Raw genomic sequence first — 19,401 nt, forward strand, 5'->3', positions numbered from 1 at the left:
ATATGTTCAAAAAATTATCCATACTATTTGGTCTTTTAATAGGGTTCTTAGGTAATGCCCAAAATGAGGCCCTTTTTAATCAGGCAACGGAGGCGTATAACAGCGGTGAATATGAAAAGGCCATTGAAGCGTACATGTCCATTTTGGAAAAAAACGAACATTCCGCAGCTTTGTACTACAACCTTGGGAACGCCTACTATAAATTAAACGAAATACCAGAGAGCATCTATTATTATGAGAAATCGCTTCTATTAAATCCAGATGACCAAGAAGTGAAAACAAACTTGGGATATGCCCAAAATATGACACTAGATGCCATAGACACCCTACCACAAACGGGATTTTCGAGACTTTATAAAGGCATTACATCAAAACTGACCTATGACCAATGGGCGTATATCAGCATAGTGTGTATGATTCTATTTGTATTGTTATATATAGCCTTTTATTACAATCAATATTCCACAAAAAAAAGGTTTGCCTTTATCGGAAGTTTAATTGCGCTTTTTTTGTGTATCGTTTTCATTGTTTTTGCTTCTATAGAAATGAATGCGTTCAATGCGGATAATCCAGCTATTATATTTGCCGATGAAGTTGCTGTAAGCTCCGAGCCTAATGAATCCAGTGATGATATTTTCACATTACACTCCGGAACAAAAGTGAATGTGTTGGACAGTCTGAACAACTATCGGAAAATTAGGCTTTCCGATGGAAAAACAGGCTGGATGCTGGCCGATGAACTTAAAATTCTAAAAGATTTTTAGCCCTATTAAAGAGATTTCACAGGCATTCCCTCTATATTATGTATATTAGTGAGAAGCAAACCTAACAAAATTGAAATCACTTCTTATTTATTTTTTGTCCTTTTCCTTAATGGTTGCCATACTTGCCCCTTCTATTGGTACAATATTGGAGCTCGATAAAAGTGGTCAATGGGTTATGGATGTAAACGAAGAAGAGGAAAACAATAACCAGGAGACCAGTGAGTTCCTGGAAAAACAGTTAATAGATAATTCACTTCAAGCTGATTTGGGTATGCTACTCCTAAATAAGTCACTTCTATTTGATAAGAATAGGATTGAAATCATCACATCTAACGATATAGAAGTTTCTTTACCTCCTCCTAAGCTATAGGTTGATTTTTTAATACTGATAATTCTAAAATTAACCTGTCTTCCCTATAGGGCAGACTTAAAGTTTTCAATAAACTATGTTCAAACATTTAAAAAGCGATCTTCCAGCAAGTATCGTAGTATTCTTTGTAGCCCTGCCTCTTTGTTTAGGTATTGCTTTAGCCAGTGGTGCACCTTTGTTTTCTGGTTTAATTGCAGGTATTATAGGAGGTATTGTTGTAGGTGCCCTTAGCGGTTCCAATATTGGTGTAAGTAGTCCCGCGGCAGGTCTTGCCGCCATCGTTCTTACAGCCATTGGTGCCCTTGGTGGATATCAAAATTTTTTGGTGGCTGTTGTACTAGGCGGTGTTATTCAACTAGTTTTTGGAATCCTGAAAGCCGGTATCATTGGGTATTATTTTCCATCTTCCGTCATCAAGGGAATGTTAACCGGCATTGGTATCATCATTATATTAAAACAAATTCCCCATTTTTTTGGCTATGATTCCGATCCTGAAGGTGACTTTGCTTTTTTTCAAGTAGATGGTGAAAATACTTTCAGCGAAATATTGAATACAGTGAATAATATCAGTCCAGGAGCAACTTTAATCGCAATAATAGGATTGGCCATATTGATTCTTTGGGACAGCGTATTGACCAAGAAGTCAAAAATTTTTCAGCTCATTCAGGAATCGGTAGTGGCAGTTGCTGTTGGAATAATTTATTATCTGTCAACAGCCGACCATGAAGTGCTAGGTATCTCAAAAGAACATTTGGTAAGTGTTCCGGTACCGGAGAACTTAACTTCCTTTTTTGGACAATTTAGTTTTCCTAACTTTTCAGCGATTACCAATCCACAAATTTGGGTTACCGGTTTTACCATAGCTTTAGTGGCAAGTTTGGAGACCTTATTATGTGTCGAGGCCACAGATAAATTAGACCCCTATAAAAATGTGACCCCCACAAACAGGGAATTATTGGCTCAAGGTACAGGCAATATCATCTCAGGTCTGATCGGTGGATTACCTATAACACAGGTAATCGTCCGAAGTTCAGCCAATATTCAATCTGGCGGTAGAACCAAACTTTCCGCTATAATTCATGGTTTTTTTCTTTTGTTCTCCGTAATTCTTATTCCTACAGTTCTAAATATGATTCCCTTATCGGTTCTGGCGGCCATTTTATTTATTGTGGGCTACAAGTTGGCAAAACCTGCATTGTTCAAAAAAATGTATGACTTGGGCTGGAAACAATCCATTCCATTCTTTGTAACGGTAATCGGAATTATTTTCACAGACCTACTTATTGGGATAGGACTTGGATTGTGTGTGGGAATATTTGTTATCCTATTAAAAAGCTATCAGAATTCCCATTTCTTGCGAAAAGAGAAAAATACTGATGGTAAGGATATTATTAAAATGACACTGGCGGAAGAGGTTACTTTTTTTAACAAAGGTGCTATTCTCAAAGAATTAGAGAGCATTCCAGTAAAACACGTACTTAGAAATTGATAAATTAAACACCCGTTACTTGGATTATGATATCATTGAAATCCTTGAGGATTTTAGGTACAAAGCCAAGGAACGTAATATAGATATTAAATTATTATCAAAAAGAGGGATTGTCGAGAACCCACAAAGTTTTATTGAGTTTTTTAGACCCGATTCAAAATCATCATCGAGTGTTACTTAATTTAAAAAAATACTATGAAAGCACATACAAGAGAAACGCAGGCAACAATGACTCCGGAAAAGTCATTGCAATTTTTAAAGGAAGGAAACCAGCGATTTCAGAACAACCTTAAAGCGAACAGGAACCTTTTGGAACAGGTGAACGATACCAGTGAGGGCCAGTTCCCTTTTGCTACCATTTTGAGCTGTATAGACTCCCGTGTATCGGCGGAATTGGTGTTTGACCAAGGATTGGGTGATATTTTCAGTGTTAGGATTGCAGGTAATTTTGCGAACGAAGATATTCTAGGTAGCATGGAGTTTGCCTGTAAATTGGCGGGTACAAAACTTGTCGTTGTGTTAGGGCATACTAGTTGCGGTGCCATAAAAGGTGCCTGTGACCATGCCGGATTAGGAAATCTCACAGCATTGATCAATAAAATTGAACCGGCGGTCGCCGCTGTCAAGGAACCCACAGATGAAAGTAAAAGAAATTCTTCCAACCTTGAGTTCGTGGACGCCGTATCTGCAAAAAATGTAGAAATAACCATTGAGAACATTAGACAGCGCAGTAGGGTTTTGGCTGACATGGAAGAAAATGGGGAAATCATGATAGTGGGTGCTATGTACGATATCTCTTCAGGAGCCGTAGAGTTTTACTAAAAAATATTCATAAAGAAAGGCCAATGTAACTTACATTGGCCTTTTCTATTTCAGAATGGATTATCTTTCAAAGGAATAATGCTCTTCTATGGCTTCAGATTACTTGAACAAAATATTTGAAAACAATAAAAAATGGATTCAGGATAAATTATCCCTGCAACCTAACTACTTCGATGAACTTGGTAAAGGACAAAACCCGAATCCCTATATATAGGCTGTTCCGACAGCCGGGTAACGGCAGAAGAACTTATGGGTTTAGATCCAGGTGAGGTATTTGTTCATCGGAATATTGCCAATATGGTCATTAACATTGACCTAAATACGATGTCCGTAGTCGAGTATGCCGTGGAGCATTTGAAAGTAAGCCACCTCGTGGTTTGTGGCCATTATGCCTGTGGTGGTGTCAAGGCTGCCATGCAGTCTGCTGATTTGGGGATTTTAAATCCATGGTTGCGTTGTATTAGGGATGTATACAGGCTACATAAGGAAGAACTGAATGCCATTGAGGATGAGGAAAAAAAATACGATCGTCTGGTCGAATTGAATGTTCAGGAACAATGTGTCAATCTCATTAAAACTGCGGTGGTACAAAAAGCGTATCGGCAAAGGGAACTTACGGTTCATGGATGGGTATTTAATGTCCACACGGGAGAGCTCATTGACCTTAATATAGATTTTGAGGGTATTCTAAAGGAAATTATGGAAATATATCATTTGGATTAAATGAGTCCGAACACTATTTGTTGAATATCTTAATCTATAAAAACACAGTCTACCTATTCTAAAAGTTTTAAATTTGCCCCTCTAATCAAGCATTATGATTGATAAAATAAAGGAGCAGATTGCCGAAGTATCCTCTTTTACTGCTGACAATATGGAAGCTGTAGAAGCTTTCAGAATTAAATATTTAGGTAAAAAAGGGATATTAAATGACTTCTTTGCAGCGTTTAAAAATGTTCCCAACGAGCAGAAAAAAGAATTCGGCCGAGACTATCAACCAGTTGAAACAGGCTGCGACCGAGAAAGTTGATCAGTTGAAACAAACTTTGGAAAGCAATGCATCCGAAGAAAAATTGTTCGGTGATCTTACCGGACCTGGAAATCCGACTGAGTTAGGGGCCCGACATCCAATATCCATAGTCAAGAATAAAATTATAGATATATTTTCCGGAATAGGGTTCAACGTTTCAGAAGGGCCTGAAATTGAGGATGATTGGCATAATTTTACCGCTCTGAACTTGCCGGAATATCACCCAGCTCGTGATATGCAGGATACTTTTTTCGTGCAAACCAATCCGGACATCCTACTAAGAACGCACACTTCATCGGTCCAGGTGCGGTACATGGAAAACAACAAGCCACCTATTAGGACAATTTCTCCAGGACGGGTTTACAGGAACGAAGCAATTTCGGCAAGATCCCACTGCTTCTTTCACCAAGTAGAAGGCTTATATATTGACAAGGATGTATCCTTTGCCGATTTAAAACAGACTCTACAATATTTTACCACGGAACTATTTGGAAAATCAAAAATAAGGCTTCGTCCTTCCTATTTTCCCTTTACCGAGCCCAGTGCAGAAGTCGATGTTTATTGGGGATTGGAAACTGAAACCGATTATAAAATGACCAAGGGTACTGGTTGGTTGGAAATCATGGGATGTGGTATGGTGAATCCAAACGTTCTTAAGAATTGCCAAATAGATCCGAAGTATATTCAGGTTTTGCATTTGGAATGGGGATAGATAGGATTGCTCTATTATTACACCAAATTAGTGACATTCGTTTGTTGAGCGAGAACGATCTACGCTTTTTAGAGCAATTTAAAAGCGCACTGTAGCTATTTATCTTTTCTTAAAACCAATTTCTTGAAAAAAGACATAGAAATACCGATTGCCAAGGATGTTTATATTGCCCTTGTTCATGAATGGAACGAGGAATTTTCATCCAAGGACTGGAACGCCTATATCATCAATAATAGGAAAACCCCTATTGAGATGGCCCTTATCGTTTCTAAAGGATATGACGAGCAAGTTAAAACCTCTACCATGCGGCATGCTATTGGGGTTGTAGCTCCTAAATCCTTTGAAAAGGTGGAATTGATCCAAGAAGAAGTACTGCGACTGAACAATGAGTTTTTTGTTACCTATTATGCGGACAACAAACTATATGAAAAAAGATTTCTATTTGAAAAAGGAACCGTTAGCGAACGCAACCTTATTCACATTCCATTGATAGAAAAGGATGGGATATTCGCAAAATAACCCTTGTTTTTGAACTCATAATTATCATGTTGATAATTTTACCCTTTTATAATTATATTTTAAAAATATTAATTACCTGATTTTTACATTATTAGGATAGGAATTGGACGATTCTAGTTTTAAATTAGTCTCTATAGCTAATTAAACCATATAGAACTAATGGAAACAGGAAAATTAAATCGTAGAAACTGGTTAAAGACAGGGTTGCTCACAGCAGGAGGTATTACTTTATTTCCGCATTTAGGTATCTCTGAGGTTCCTAAAACATATATTCCTTTGGATGCAAAAGGAAACGCCTTATACAGCCCCTTTTTCAAGGAGTTCGTACCCAAGGAATTTCCTGAGGAATCTAAACTTTTGGCAAAGTTGAATGCCAATGAAAACCCTTATGGGCCATCACCAAAGGCGGTTGAGGCTCTCAATAATGTGGCTACAAAAGGTAATCGATATGCCTGGCGAGAGTTGTTTGACCTTGTAGATAAAATCGCTGCCGAAGAGGGCGTAAGTCCAAAGAATATAATGATGGGGCCAGGGTCTTCCGATCTTCTCGGAAAAAACAGGTATGATCCTTTTCCTAAATGGCGGCAACGTTGTTTCGGCAGATCCATCCTATATGTCCTTAATGCAGGTAGCACAAGCAACCGGGGCCAGTTGGAAGCCTGTTCCATTAAAAGATGACTGGTCACATGATTTGAAGGCTATGGAAGATGCCATAGACTCCGAAACAAAACTCGTTTATATATGTAACCCCAACAATCCAACTGGTAGTATAACCGACAGCAAAGAATTGTTGGATTTCTGCTCTAGAGTTTCAGAGAAAGTCCCTGTTTTTGTAGACGAAGCTTACTTGGCATTCCTAGAAGATGGGGCCAAACAAAGTATGGTTAGCCTTATCAATGAAGGTAAGGACGTAATAATTGCCAGGACTTTTTCAAAAATCCATGGCATGGCAGGGCTTCGTGTTGGTTATATAGTGGCACAGGAGTCTACATTGGAAAAAATTCAAAAAATTACCAGGGGCGGTATGGGTATATCCTATACTTCGATTTTTGCCGCCCTTGCTAGTATGGATGATAAGGCGTTTCAAGATTCTTCTCGTGAAAAAAATGCTGCGGCAAGGGAATATGTTTATAAAAGTCTATCAAAATTGGGATATGACTATGTTCCATCCCATACAAGCTTCATCATATTTCCAATAGAAATGGACGGTAAGCTTTTCTTGGAAAAAATGAGTGAGAAACAGGTTGGTGTAAGAGCTTTTGAATTTATGGGCAAAAATTGGTGTAGAGTTAGTATGGGCACCATGGAAGAAATGAAAATTTTCACTGCTGCACTTACAGACGTTTTGGCTTAAAAACATGGATTATACACTACAAAAGACATTTACCTTTTTGTTATTTATTGGTATTGGTCTACTCCTTAAATTCAAATTTGGATCAAAGGAAGAGCTGACCGGTATTAAGAAAATAATTTTAAACCTTGCCTTACCCGCTACTATTTTTATAGCCTTATTGGGCATTCAGATAGATGCGGCACTGCTTTCTTTGCCATTTTTAGCTCTTGGTCTAAACATCCTCCTTTTTTTGTTATTTCCCTACATTATGCCCGTTACGGGAATTAAGAAAAATACTCCTGAATATAGAACTGCAAGACTGTTGGTACCTTCCTTGGCACCCGGACTATCCTGCTTTCCATTTGTACTGGAATTTTTAGGTGAAGAGTATTTGGCAAAGGCAGCTATGGCAGACTTGGGCAACAAAGTTTTTGTATTGATTATCCTCTACCTCGTAGCCATGAATTGGTACTATAGCAAAAGGGCTATTAAAGATCAATCAAGAGCTTCAAAATTAAAGTCTTTGACAATGGCAATGATCTCCGAACCCGTAAATATCTTTATAGTCATTGCCTTGATTTTGGTATTTTTTGGTTTTAAAATGGAGTCGTTGCCATTTATCATTAGTGATACGCTAACCCGTCTTAGTGTGATCATGACGCCCCTTGTTCTTTTGTTCATAGGATTGGCCGTGAAAATTAAGAAACAGCAGATTTACAAAATTTTCTCATTACTATTTTTGAGGGCAGGTTTTGTAAGCGTACTTTCCGGAGTATTTATTTTAGTTGCCGATATTTCAGTTCAACAAGACATACTTCTATTGCTTTCATTCGGGCTTAGTGCCTGTAGTTTCCGGCCATTTTCACATATTGCCGTTGTTGGTTCCCAAGAAATTGATATCAAAAAGAAACAAAAGACCTTCAATGCAACCTTTGGAGTGAATATTCTTGCTTTGTCCTTTCCCTTGTCAACAGTTTTAATATTGGGGATTTTATCAAGCGGAAATCTTTTTTCCAATGGATATTCCGTTTTGGTTTTAGGTCTAATTTTTACGTTTGTCGGCACAATACCTTACTTGTTAAAGCAAATTTTCAAAACTAGAAAGAAGGTAGGTCAACAAAAGGCCGATTGGGTAATATACAAGACTACCCGAACCGAAACGACCTAATTTTAAAAAAGAGTAGAAACAAATCTATCTTAGTGGAAATCCTTTAGCGGCCCACCAAGGATGAATTTCAATAACAAGCCTTCCAGCTTTTACCATAGGATCCATATTCGCAAGACTATCTGCCATTTTCAGCGTTGGAGTGTTGTAAATGGTAATTCCCCTAATTTCCCCGTCATCACCAAATGGACCTGATATATCCGCATATCCCAATTCATACATCCGGCCCGGATGTGCCATATGAAGAGATTGCAGACTATCTGCTTCCTCCTTTGTTTGACTTCTGCTTGATCCCGATTTTAAAAACGCTATGAAATACTGCTGCATCAGCACCGTATCTTTGGTTTCCTCATCTACATAATCAAAGATTTCATAACCTTTATCCGTCAATTCTTTCTTTATTTCTGAGGTAGTTTTGGTCGGCTCTTTCAATGGACTGTCCATTTCCCTATCCAGTTTTGGATTCCCACAGGAACAAATCAATATCAGTAAAAGGGCATTAAAAACGTTCTTCATATTACCAGGTATTAAAAGGTTGTTTGCTTAATTGTGAGTTGTAATATTTTATATCGCCGGTCACTTCTTCACCAAGCCAATTTGGTTTTTGGAACAGTTCGTTTTCGGTCGTCAGTTCAATTTCGGCCAAAATAAGCCCTTTGTTATCGCCATCGAACACATCGACTTCAAAATTATGGCCCTCAAAAGGTACCAAATATCCGGTTTTATCTAGAACGCCTTTTTCACATAATTGCAGTAATTTTTGGGCATCGGAATGACCAATCTCGGTTTCCCATTCAAAACGGGTAGTTCCGCTAGCGTTCGATTTTCCTTTAACGGTCATAAACCCTTTTTGCCCTTTAATCCGTACTCTAACCGTACGCTCTGGGTGGGTATTTAAAAAGCCCTGTACAATTTTGGTTTTAGAGACCGCTCTATCTACAAAGTGCATGGACCTTACCAAAAACTTCCGCTCTATTTCAATCACCTTTTGCTATTCTTTTAATTTCATCTGAAGCAATTATTCCACTCTTTTTATCCGTATTTGACAACCTAATCATACATTTTGCTATTTCATTTGGGTGGATAGAGCGATATTTTTTTAAAGGGCCTATTAACAATACATTGAAAATATTGAATAATTGCTTAGCAAGCCATTCCCCAAAACGCCATTCTTCCCGTCGGCCTGAAATCAAGGAAGGCTGTAAGATATATGTTCGGGGAACACCTATTTTAAAAACACTCTCCTCCATTTCTCCCTTTAATCGATTGTAGAAAATGTTGCTTTTTGGATTCGCACCCATTGCTGAAATAATAATCAACGTGTCAATATCATTGGCCTTGCACAATTTACCAGCAGCCACGGGGATTCCATAATCTATTTTACGATAAAGCTCCTTATCAGGAGTTTTGGAATTGGTTGTACCAATACAGCAAAATACCTCATCCGCTTTAAATTCTGAACTAAAGCTTTCCAATGTCAAAATATCACCTATATATTCCTCAATTTTCTGTGAGGATATATCCACACTATTTCACGGAGAACAATTTTATTTTTTCATACCTGTCATCCTGCAACAGCAATTTTAAAAGAGCATTGCCAGTGAGACCGGTAGCTCCCGAATTATGGCTGTTTTTTTGAGCTGTTCCATCAAATTAAATATACCTTAATTTTACAGGATGTCCAATGAATTTCCATTACGAAAAATTATCCATGTGGATATGGATGCGTTTTACGCCTCCGTTGAACAGTTGGACAATCCTGAACTTAGGGGCAAGCCCATTGCAGTTGGTGGCAGCTCAGACAGAGGCGTCGTTTCCGCCGCAAGTTATGAGGCACGAAAATATGGAGTGCGAAGTGCCATGAGTAGTGTTTTGGCCAAACGAAATTGTCCTGATCTTATTTTCGTAAGGGCCCGTTTTGATCGATACAAGGAAATTTCCAAACAAATTCGTTCTATATTTTATGAGTACACGGATTTGGTTGAGCCACTATCCCTGGATGAAGCTTATTTGGATGTGACCGTAAACAAAAAAGGAAATCCTTCCGCGACACTCATTGCAAAAGAAATTCGGGCTAGAATCCTTCAAGAAACAGGGCTAAATGCATCCGCTGGAATTTCCATAAATAAATTTATAGCAAAAGTGGCAAGTGATATAAATAAACCCAATGGTCAAAAGACCGTAAATCCTGAAGAGGTTGTTTCATTTCTAGAAGAATTGGAAATAAGAAAGTTTTATGGTGTTGGTAAGGTCACTGCCGAAAAAATGTATCGCTTAGGGATTTTCACTGGCAATGACCTTAAAAGTAAAACTGAGGGATTTTTGGAAGAGCACTTTGGCAAGAGTGGTAGTTATTATTATAATGTAGTAAGAGGTATCCATAATAGTCCTGTAAAACCACATAGAATTCCCAAGTCGGTAGGAGCCGAGCGTACGTTCAACGAAAATCTGAGCAGTGAAATATTCATGCTGGAACGCTTGGAACATATAACCAACGAATTGGAAAAACGACTAAAAAAATCCAATATAGCCGGTAAAACGGTAACCCTAAAAATAAAATATAGCGACTTTACCCTAAATACCCGAAGCAAGACATTGCCTTATTTTATATCTGACCAAAAACTAATCCTAGAAACGGCAAAAGAACTGTTATATCAGGAAAAACTACAGAACTCCGTTCGTCTTTTAGGTATTTCTTTGGCTAATTTGAACACAGAAAAAAAGGAAAGAACAAAGGAAGTTAAAGAAGTAGTTTCGGTACAACTTAAATTTGAATTTTAGTTGAAACAAAAAAGCCTGTTAAAACAGGCTTTTTACATTTAGTATTGTGGAATTAGAAATTACAGGTCTCTATCTCAGTAACCCTCAGTGTATTAACCATTCCTTTCGCTTTTATTGGCATAGCTGCAAGGCTAACAAGCATATCCCCTACTTCTAAATAGCCCTTTTTACACGCAATTCCGTTTACATCTTCAATAGTTTGATCTGTGGATACAAACTTATCATAGTAAAAAGCCTTCACTCCCCATAATAAATTCAACTGTGTCAATATTCGTTTATTGGAAGTGAACACCAAAATGTGGGCGCTAGGTCTCCATGCTGAAATCTGAAAAGCCGTATACCCACTATTTGTTAATGTGGAAATGGCCTTTGCTTTAATCTCATTTGCCATAATAGCCGCATGGTAACATATCGATTTGGTAATATATCTATTGGTTCTTACATGAGGTGGTTCGTGAGGAACTTTAATTAATTCTGAAGATTCTACGCTTTTGAGAATGCTCGCCATTTTTTCTATAACCTGTACCGGATAATTTCCTACGGAAGTTTCTCCCGAAAGCATCACAGCATCAGCCCCATCCATTACCGAGTTGGCAACATCGTTTACCTCCGCTCTCGTAGGGGTTAGACTCGTAATCATTGTTTCCATCATCTGAGTGGCAATAATTACAGGAATCCGTGCCTTTTTGGCCCTCAAAACTAATTTCTTTTGAATCAATGGAACCTCGTGTGCAGGAACTTCAACACCCAAATCCCCCCTAGCTACCATAAGACCATCACAGTATGCAACAATTTTATCAATATTTTCTACCGCTTCGGCTTTTCTATCTTTGCAATAATGGGAATTTTATGGGAGGAATGTTCCTTGATTATATTTTGAAGGTCAATCAAATCCTGGCTGAACCTCACAAACGAAAGTGCAATCCAATCCACCTGAAGGGAAATGGCAAATTCCGCATCCTTGATGTCCTTTTTTGTAAGTGCGGGCAATGAAATATTGGTATTTGGAAGGTTTACCCCTTTCTTGGACTTTAAAGGCCCTCCTTGAATCACCTTAGCCTTTACTTCAGATTCACCATTGGTGGAAACTACCTCAAAAATCAATTTACCATCATCCAAAAGAATTCTTTCTCCAGGTTTTACGTCCCTTGGGAATTCTTTATAATTCATATATACTCTTTCTGCGGTACCCTCAAAAGGTTCGCCAGTCACAAATGTAATTTCATCACCTGGGCTTACCACTACTTCACCGGACATTACTCCTACCCTAAGTTTATAGTCCTTGTAAATCGGCCAAAATAGCCGTATTGGTTTCCAACTCCTCGTTTAACTCCCGAATTAGATCTACACGTTCCTTTACATCATTATAATCGGCGTGGGAAAAATTGATTCTAAAGACATCCACTCCTGCCAGCATCATGCTTTTTAGCACCTCTTTCTTACTTGTAGCGGGGCCTAAGGTTGCTACGATCTTTGTCTTCTTGTTGCTTGACATTATTAAAAAATTAAATTATTTCTAGATTTTAGTTTGTTTACTTCTACCTGATAGGCAGCCATTATCTTAGGAATGCCCAAAAGGGTTTTTATTATGTCATCATCATCCATTGTATCGTCCTCGTCCTCAATTTTAAGGAAATAATCCACTTCCTTAAGCTCGGGAATTAAACGTGGTGTAGAATAGGTAGTTTCGTACTGAAATAAATCATTGTTTGCTACCAATTCTTTTTTAGAGCTATGATTGGAAATTAGTACCCAATACCTATAATTAAGTTCATCTTCCCAATCATAATAGGGAAAAGACCGGTTTTCCGATAAATCAAAATCCTCCCTATTTCTTTTAAATTTTGCCTTTAACGCTCTATTTAAACCGTATGCAATGGCATAATCTTCTAAGGTACTATGCAATGCGACCAAAATAAAAGAATCATCAAAATATTCATCCTTTATTTTAATTACTGCCGACATATATGCACTGAAAAACGGTAAATATAGAACTATTAAAGTATAAAGCCTAACAGGCAAATAAGTTTAAGATGTGGTTATAGTTACGAAAACGTTAGTGTTTTGTTGTAATTATAACGTTTCTATTTCATTTTGTCCTGGAGGGCAAAGAACGCTCTTTTGGAGGCCCTTTCCTCTGCCTTCTTTTTGGAGGTGGCCCTTGCTTTTGCCACCACATTGTCGTCTATGGACAGTTTAACGGCAAAGTGCTTTAAGGAATCGTTTCCTGTATCCTCATAGACGTTAAAATTAAAGGATTTCTTTTGTTTTTGGCACCACTCGATAATCAAACTTTTATAACTAATGACCTTACCTTCCAACTGCTCAATATCCACATAAGGTTCTATGACCCTTTTGTTTATGAATTTTTCACAATACTTATAACCTCTATCCAAATAAATGGCCCCCACCAATGCCTCAAAGACGTTTCCATGTATGTTTTCCCCAAAATGGGATTTTGGAATCCTACTTTCTACATACTTAATTAGCTCCAAGTCCTTGCCGAGTTCATTAAGGTGCTCCCTACTCACTATTTTAGACCTCATTTTTGTAAGATAACCTTCATCACCTTCGGGAACCTCATTATATAGATGTTTGGAAATAATGGTTCCCAACATGGAATCCCCCAAAAATTCTAATCTCTCATAATTCATGGGATTTCCATTTTCGTCCTTTTGGTTCATAGACCTATGTAAAAAGGCCTTCTTGTAATAAACCAAACTTTTCGGCTTAAAACCTAATATTCTTTTTAGTCCTAAAAAAAAATCCCCATCCTGTTTAGAATGGGAATTAAAGATATTTTTAGGAAAGGTCATATAGGTCTTAATCTATTTTTTTAAAGACAACGCATGCGTTATGCCCTCCAAAACCAAAGGTATTACTCATGGCGACCCTCACATCCCTCTTCCGGGCTTTGTTGAGTGTCAGGTTTAGACTAGGATCTATATTTTCGTCTACCGTTGTGTGGTTTATAGTTGGTGGAACTATTCCATGCTCCATGGCCAAAATGGAGGCAATGGCTTCAATAGCGCCTGCAGCACCTAACAAATGTCCTGTCATGGACTTGGTGGAGTTTATGTTGATATTCTTTGCATGAATTCCCAAACACCTCTGAAATGGCCTTTAATTCTGCAACATCTCCTAAAGGGGTCGACGTACCGTGTGTATTAATGGCATCAACTTCTTCAATATTCATCCCTGCATCACGTAAGCAGTTCTCCATTACCTTTACCACTCCTATTCCATCCGGATGAGGGGCGGTCATATGATAGGCATCACTAGAGAGTCCTCCTCCCGCAACCTCGGCATAAATTTTTGCTCCTCTTGCCTTGGCATGCTCATATTCCTCAAGTATCAAAGCTCCTGCTCCTTCACCAAGGACAAAGCCGTCCCTAGTGGCATCAAAAGGTCTAGAAGCAGTTTCTCGGACTATCGTTACGGGTAGAAAGTGCGTGCATCGCACCAAATCCTCCCATACCAGCAATCGTGACCGCAGCTTCACTTCCTCCGGAAACTATTACATCACAATGTCCCAAACGAATGTAGTTAAGTGCATCTATCAAGGCGTTAGCTGAGGAGGCACAGGCAGATACCGTTGTATAATTAGGCCCCATGAAACCATGTTTAATGGAGATATGACCAGGTGCTATGTCCGCAATCATTTTAGGAATAAAGAAGGGGTTGAACCTTGGAGTACCATCACCTTGGGCAAAATTCATTACCTCATTTTGAAAGGTTTCCAAACCACCGATTCCAGCTCCCCAAATCACCCCCGTCCTAAACTTGTCCAGTTTGTCCAAGTCCAGTTTGGAATCTTTAATGGCTTCATCAGAGGATATTAGTGCATATTGTGCAAACCTATCCAGTTTACGGCCTTCTTTGCGGTCAAAGTAATCCTCTGTATTGTAGTTTTTTAGTTCGCAGGCGAATTTTACCTTAAATTTTTCAGTGTCATAATATGTTATGGGTGCAGATCCACTTTTCCCATTTACAAGACCGTTCCAATACTCCTCAATATTGTTACCTATCGGGGTAAGTGCCCCCAACCCGGTAACCACAACTCGCTTTAATTGCATTGAACTTATTTTTAGTTTAGAAATAAACCGAAGGTAAATTAAAAAAAATTATCCATGCGGAGCATTTACCACATGGATAATTTAAATTCTGTTTAAGAAATCATCAAATTACTTTGCTTCTTCTATATAGCTAATGGCTTGGCCAACTGTTGCGATGTTCTCAGCTTGATCATCAGGGATTTGAATATCGAATTCTTTTTCGAATTCCATAATCAACTCAACAGTATCCAATGAATCTGCCCCTAAATCGTTGGTAAAGCTAGCTTCTGATACCACTTCGTTTTCGTCAACTCCTAATTTATCAACAATGATAGCCTTAACTCTTGATGCAATGTCTGACATAATAATATTGGTTTTAAAAATTTAAATTGATGGCAAAAATAAAAAACTTTGGATTAATTACACCAATTGTCGTTAAAATGTACTGTAATTTAAGAAAATAAAATTCATGCCCCGGTATTTAAATGTAGAAAATTTTAGCACATAAATAGATATAGTTCAAAGTTGTTTTGATCAAAACTTTGTCCCTTATTTAATTTCTGTTTTCTTTTGCCTGTATTATAAGGCATACCTTTCATATAAATAAAAAACCGTTATTCCTTGAAATCTAAACAAATTGTACTTTTTGCATCTGGATCTGGATCCAATGTTGAAAACATTGTAAACTATTTTAGTGAAAACTCCTCTATTGGCATAAAGGCTGTTTTGACCAATAAACGGGATGCCCAAGTTTTGGATCGCTGTGACCGACTTAATATCAATGCACTTTATTTCAATAAGCATGCTTTTCTTAAAAGCGATTGTGTTTTAACTATCCTCAAAAGTTTGAATCCGGATTTAATAGTTTTAGCGGGGTTTCTTTGGAGGATCCTTAGAAAATATTATTAACGATTTCCCTAATAAAATCATTAACATTCATCCAGCATTGCTACCTAAGTATGGGGGTAAAGGAATGTATGGTATGAACGTACACAATGCCGTGAAGGAAAATGGGGAAACGGAAACAGGCATCACAATCCACTATGTGAATGCCAATTATGACGAAGGAGCGATAATTAAACAAGTGAAGACCCCGGTTTTTGAAGGGGACACACCCGAGAATATCGCAGGTATAGTCCACCAACTGGAGTATGAACATTTTCCAAAAGTGATTGAAGAATTATTGTCCTGATGGGAAAAAAGAACAAATTCTATGTGGTTTGGAAAGGCAAAAGGCCTGGAATCTATGAGACATGGGAGGATTGTAAGGCGGCAATAAGTGGTGCCAAAGGAGCGGAATACAAATCTTTTGGAACATTCGATCTTGCTAAAAAAGCTTACAATGGCAACTATTCGGATTTTAAAGGCAAAAAGAAAGGACAGTCCGACCTATCCCCCGAAGATCTTCTTAAAATAGGGCAACCAAACTACCATTCCATTGCGGTGGACGCTGCATCCAGTGGAAATCCCGGAATGATGGAATACCAAGGTGTGGACACCAAAACCAAAAAGAAGCTATTTAAACAAGGCCCCTTTGAACAGGGACCAATAATATTGGGGAGTTTTTGGCCATAGTACATGGATTGGCATTTCTTAAGGAACGTAATAGTGACCGTATCATCTATACAGATTCCGAGAACGGCGATGAGTTGGGTACGAAAGAAAAAGTGTAATACTAATCTTACGGAAAACCTAAAGAACAAAGCATTGTTCGATCTTATCCATAGGGCAGAAAACTGGCTCAAATCAAATTCCTATAAAACCCCCATCGTAAAGTGGGAAACCAAAGCCTGGGGTGAAATTCCTGCGGATTTCGGAAGAAAGTGATTACTTTTCAACAAAAGAAATGTCATGCCTCAGAAATTCCTTTTTCTATCATCCCTATTTTTCCTTGTTGCCCATGTTCAAGACATCAGAAGTCAAGGAAATTGGGTCTGTACCTTTTTTTATTCGGAAACAGAAGTTCGCTATGAAAATGTCTCAGAAGAGCAAAAAAATCAATTGAAAGAATTCCTCTTACAAAACGGTCTTCAAGATGAGTTTCCATATTCCATTTCAATTAATGGTTATAACCATATTACGGCTTTTGCTGGACTACGAAATAATGGGAAGCCGTTTAGAAACATAATATTCCCAAGTTCATTTTTAGATTCCTTGTCCAAAAAAAGAATTCAAGAAAATCGGCTATTTGAGTTTTTTCACGCGTATGGGCATCATTTAAATAAGCACAAGGTAATTGATAGTTTATCCGAGAAGAAGAAATGAACTGCAAGCTGATAGATTTGCCGCATTTCAACTAAACCGATTGGGGATTGTTAGAGACACGAACGATCTCACAGCTTTAATACCAGACTTGAATAGAAAAGAAGAAAGATTTGGTTACCCATCTAGAATAAAGGCCTTTAGAAAAGGTTGGGAACTTTACGAACAGGAGCGGAAGCATTATTTAAAGAACATCAACTTGTCGTTATATAGTTACGATAGAAAAAAAGAGGATTCCCTATTCAAATTCGCAAGAGAGGAACAACAGGTGAATCCGGAGGAAAGTGCTTTGGCATTTTCCAATACCTACAGGTATAGTGCTGGTAAAAACCTGAAAGCTTTACATAATGCCTTCATAATCTATTCGCAACTAAAGGATTTCGAACTTGCCTTATTACATGGGAATGAAATACTGAAGATTGGATCCGGTTTTCTTAGGGAGAAAGAACAAATGGATTTCTTTTTAGAGATGAGCAAAATATATTTTCAGAAGAACCATTGTAGTAAGGCCTTTGACTTTTTTACTCTTGCTACAATGATTGATGGGGAAGACATAGCTATGTTAGAGTATCAGACTCAATTATCTAGGCTATGCTCCAGTTTCGAGGAAAATACGGCCTTATTACAGAAGAGAATCATTGTTGAAGGTGCGAACCCGGAGTTATATTATCAACTATCAAAACAATATTTTGACCACCTAGATTACCTAGAAGCAATTAGATATTTAAAAAGAACGATGAAACTAAGTCCTGAACATATGAATTCCAGATTATTACTTTCAAAAATCTATTTTCAAGAATGGAAGGACATGATTCATATTCTTAAAAATCAGCGGAATTATATTAGTAAGTTTGATTTCGATAAAATCATAACAACAAAAAATGACCTTTTTAAAAAGGCCGAAGATGTTTTAAAAGAGGGTCTAAAATTGAACCGAAACAATAAGTTACTTAGGGTAGAGTTAAAAAACATCAGAAAAGTCGAAAGAGCTGTATCCATTTATTGGCCACAATCGGGAAATTATATAATAGAATGAGTACCTCAAAACTTTTGATAAATCATTTTAATTAAAGACAGGCATAACTGCCAAGTAAATTTATAATTCCCTATTCAAATCCTTATATTTGCAACTTCATTTTTTAACTGCTGTATGGGTAAGCTTTTAATTGTAGGAACGGTTGCATTTGACGCCATAGAAACCCCTTTTGGCAAAACGGATAAAATATTGGGGGGTGCCGCTACCTTCATTGGCTTGGCTGCTTCGCAATTTGATGTTGATTCGGCCATTGTTTCCGTGGTCGGGGAAGACTTTCCAAAGGAATACCTGGATTTATTCGAGGATAGAAACATTGATATTTCCGCACTTGAGGTAGTTAAAGGGGGTAAAACTTTTTTTTGGAAAGGTAAATACCACAATGATCTTAATTCTAGAGATACTTTGGCTACGGAGCTCAATGTATTGGCGGATTTCAACCCCAAAGTCCCAAGTGATTACAAGGATGCTGATGTTGTAATGCTGGGAAATTTGCACCCAAATATTCAAATGAGTGTAATTAATCAGATGGAAAAACGACCAAAGCTCATCATTTTGGATACGATGAATTTTTGGATGAATCATACCTTGTCAGAATTGGCAGAAGTCATCAAAGAAATAGACGTTTTAACCATAAACGACGAGGAAGCTAGACAGCTTACCGGTGAGTACTCCTTGGTGAAAGCTGCACAAAAAATTTATGAAATGGATCCGGAATACGTGGTCATTAAAAAAGGGGAGCATGGAGCCTTACTTTTTCACGGGGGACAAGTGTTTTTTGCCCCTGCCTTACCCCTAGAGGATGTTTTTGACCCCACCGGTGCAGGCGACACTTTTGCTGGAGGATTTTCCGGCTATCTCGGCGGCATCGGAGGATGTTTCTTTTGAGAATTTAAAAAAAGCCGTAATCCATGGATCCAACCTTGCCTCGTTTTCAGTAGAAAAATTTGGAACAGAACGGATGTTGAATCTCGAACGGGATGAAATAAACAGCAGGTTGCATCAATTTAAGGCACTAACACAGTTTGAAATTGAATTACAATAACCCCACGCCCCTTTTTCGGGG

Annotated in this window: 16 protein-coding genes and 8 pseudogenes; 16 read left to right on the plus strand and 8 right to left on the minus strand. The window is 38.0% G+C overall.

Annotated elements, in window-relative coordinates:
• The first annotated feature begins 2 nt into the window (after nucleotides 1-2).
• From NYZ99_RS18920 to NYZ99_RS18965, 10 genes and pseudogenes are all read left to right on the plus strand, one after another.
• Nucleotides 3-764, plus strand: a complete 762-nt coding sequence (locus tag NYZ99_RS18920) for a tetratricopeptide repeat protein (protein ID WP_260572674.1) — start codon at nucleotides 3-5, stop codon at nucleotides 762-764.
• A 70-nt stretch (nucleotides 765-834) separates the two neighbouring features.
• Nucleotides 835-1,134 carry a hypothetical protein gene (locus NYZ99_RS18925; RefSeq protein WP_260572675.1) on the plus strand — a complete coding sequence of 100 codons (300 nt, stop codon included), beginning with the start codon at nucleotides 835-837 and terminating at the stop codon, nucleotides 1,132-1,134.
• A gap of 76 nt (nucleotides 1,135-1,210) precedes the next feature.
• Nucleotides 1,211-2,804 (plus strand): annotated as a pseudogene (locus tag NYZ99_RS18930) (SulP family inorganic anion transporter).
• Between the two features lie 14 nt (nucleotides 2,805-2,818).
• On the plus strand, nucleotides 2,819-3,445 hold the full coding sequence (locus tag NYZ99_RS18935; protein WP_260572676.1) for a carbonic anhydrase family protein: 627 nt from the start codon (nucleotides 2,819-2,821) through the stop codon (nucleotides 3,443-3,445).
• Nucleotides 3,446-3,533: 88 nt separating this feature from the next.
• Nucleotides 3,534-4,168 (plus strand): annotated as a pseudogene (locus NYZ99_RS18940) (carbonic anhydrase).
• 94 nt (nucleotides 4,169-4,262) lie between these two features.
• Nucleotides 4,263-5,282, plus strand: a pseudogene (pheS, locus tag NYZ99_RS18945) (phenylalanine--tRNA ligase subunit alpha).
• Between the two features lie 28 nt (nucleotides 5,283-5,310).
• Nucleotides 5,311-5,706, plus strand: coding sequence for a hypothetical protein (locus NYZ99_RS18950; RefSeq protein WP_260572677.1), 396 nt, complete (start codon nucleotides 5,311-5,313; stop codon nucleotides 5,704-5,706).
• A 159-nt stretch (nucleotides 5,707-5,865) separates the two neighbouring features.
• Nucleotides 5,866-6,384, plus strand: a complete 519-nt coding sequence (locus tag NYZ99_RS18955) for a hypothetical protein (RefSeq protein ID WP_260572678.1) — start codon at nucleotides 5,866-5,868, stop codon at nucleotides 6,382-6,384.
• Nucleotides 6,329-7,060: a pyridoxal phosphate-dependent aminotransferase gene (locus NYZ99_RS18960; RefSeq protein ID WP_260572679.1), complete on the plus strand. Its 732-nt coding sequence runs from the start codon at nucleotides 6,329-6,331 to the stop codon at nucleotides 7,058-7,060. Before NYZ99_RS18955 ends, NYZ99_RS18960 begins: the two co-directional genes overlap by 56 nt.
• A gap of 4 nt (nucleotides 7,061-7,064) precedes the next feature.
• Nucleotides 7,065-8,207 carry an AEC family transporter gene (locus NYZ99_RS18965; protein ID WP_260572680.1) on the plus strand — a complete coding sequence of 381 codons (1,143 nt, stop codon included), beginning with the start codon at nucleotides 7,065-7,067 and terminating at the stop codon, nucleotides 8,205-8,207.
• Between the two features lie 24 nt (nucleotides 8,208-8,231).
• On the opposite strand, the gene NYZ99_RS18970 is transcribed toward NYZ99_RS18965, so the two are convergent.
• From NYZ99_RS18970 to NYZ99_RS18980, 3 genes are read right to left on the minus strand one after another with little or no spacing between them, the layout of a single operon-like run.
• Nucleotides 8,232-8,720, minus strand: a complete 489-nt coding sequence (locus NYZ99_RS18970; RefSeq protein ID WP_260572681.1) for a YciI family protein — start codon at nucleotides 8,718-8,720, stop codon at nucleotides 8,232-8,234.
• Nucleotide 8,721: 1 nt separating this feature from the next.
• Nucleotides 8,722-9,189, minus strand: a complete 468-nt coding sequence (locus tag NYZ99_RS18975; RefSeq protein WP_260572682.1) for a CYTH domain-containing protein — start codon at nucleotides 9,187-9,189, stop codon at nucleotides 8,722-8,724.
• Nucleotides 9,182-9,730, minus strand: coding sequence for a Rossmann-fold NAD(P)-binding domain-containing protein (locus NYZ99_RS18980; RefSeq protein ID WP_338039148.1), 549 nt, complete (start codon nucleotides 9,728-9,730; stop codon nucleotides 9,182-9,184). The genes NYZ99_RS18975 and NYZ99_RS18980 overlap by 8 nt, the downstream gene beginning before the upstream one ends.
• Before the next feature lie 151 nt (nucleotides 9,731-9,881).
• On the opposite strand from NYZ99_RS18980, the gene dinB reads away from it, so the two are divergent.
• Nucleotides 9,882-10,985 carry a DNA polymerase IV gene (gene dinB / locus NYZ99_RS18985; RefSeq protein ID WP_260572683.1) on the plus strand — a complete coding sequence of 368 codons (1,104 nt, stop codon included), beginning with the start codon at nucleotides 9,882-9,884 and terminating at the stop codon, nucleotides 10,983-10,985.
• 52 nt (nucleotides 10,986-11,037) lie between these two features.
• Here dinB and pyk read toward each other — a convergent pair.
• The 5 genes and pseudogenes from pyk to NYZ99_RS19010 all read right to left on the minus strand — a co-directional run bounded on the left by pyk (nucleotide 11,038) and on the right by NYZ99_RS19010 (nucleotide 15,403).
• A pseudogene (gene pyk, locus NYZ99_RS18990) lies at nucleotides 11,038-12,480 on the minus strand (pyruvate kinase).
• A 2-nt stretch (nucleotides 12,481-12,482) separates the two neighbouring features.
• Nucleotides 12,483-12,950 (minus strand): IPExxxVDY family protein, encoded by a 468-nt coding sequence (locus NYZ99_RS18995; RefSeq protein WP_260572684.1) that lies wholly within the window; start codon nucleotides 12,948-12,950, stop codon nucleotides 12,483-12,485.
• Nucleotides 12,951-13,069: 119 nt separating this feature from the next.
• On the minus strand, nucleotides 13,070-13,801 hold the full coding sequence (gene rnc, locus NYZ99_RS19000) for a ribonuclease III (protein WP_260572685.1): 732 nt from the start codon (nucleotides 13,799-13,801) through the stop codon (nucleotides 13,070-13,072).
• A 7-nt stretch (nucleotides 13,802-13,808) separates the two neighbouring features.
• A pseudogene (fabF, locus tag NYZ99_RS19005) lies at nucleotides 13,809-15,061 on the minus strand (beta-ketoacyl-ACP synthase II).
• 108 nt (nucleotides 15,062-15,169) lie between these two features.
• Nucleotides 15,170-15,403: an acyl carrier protein gene (locus NYZ99_RS19010; RefSeq protein WP_047247024.1), complete on the minus strand. Its 234-nt coding sequence runs from the start codon at nucleotides 15,401-15,403 to the stop codon at nucleotides 15,170-15,172.
• A gap of 258 nt (nucleotides 15,404-15,661) precedes the next feature.
• On the opposite strand from NYZ99_RS19010, the pseudogene purN reads away from it, so the two are divergent.
• From purN to NYZ99_RS19035, 5 genes and pseudogenes are all read left to right on the plus strand, one after another.
• Nucleotides 15,662-16,232: pseudogene (gene purN / locus NYZ99_RS19015) on the plus strand (phosphoribosylglycinamide formyltransferase).
• Nucleotides 16,232-16,867, plus strand: a pseudogene (locus NYZ99_RS19020) (ribonuclease H1 domain-containing protein). The pseudogenes purN and NYZ99_RS19020 overlap by 1 nt, the downstream one beginning before the upstream one ends.
• Nucleotides 16,868-16,891: 24 nt before the next feature.
• Nucleotides 16,892-17,305, plus strand: coding sequence for a hypothetical protein (locus NYZ99_RS19025; RefSeq protein WP_260572686.1), 414 nt, complete (start codon nucleotides 16,892-16,894; stop codon nucleotides 17,303-17,305).
• Nucleotides 17,277-18,338, plus strand: a complete 1,062-nt coding sequence (locus NYZ99_RS19030; RefSeq protein ID WP_260572687.1) for a tetratricopeptide repeat protein — start codon at nucleotides 17,277-17,279, stop codon at nucleotides 18,336-18,338. The genes NYZ99_RS19025 and NYZ99_RS19030 overlap by 29 nt, the downstream gene beginning before the upstream one ends.
• A gap of 114 nt (nucleotides 18,339-18,452) precedes the next feature.
• Nucleotides 18,453-19,380, plus strand: a pseudogene (locus NYZ99_RS19035) (PfkB family carbohydrate kinase).
• Nucleotides 19,381-19,401 lie beyond the last annotated feature (21 nt).

Source organism: Maribacter litopenaei, assembly GCF_025244665.1.
GTDB classification, from domain to species: Bacteria; Bacteroidota; Bacteroidia; order Flavobacteriales; family Flavobacteriaceae; genus Maribacter; species Maribacter litopenaei.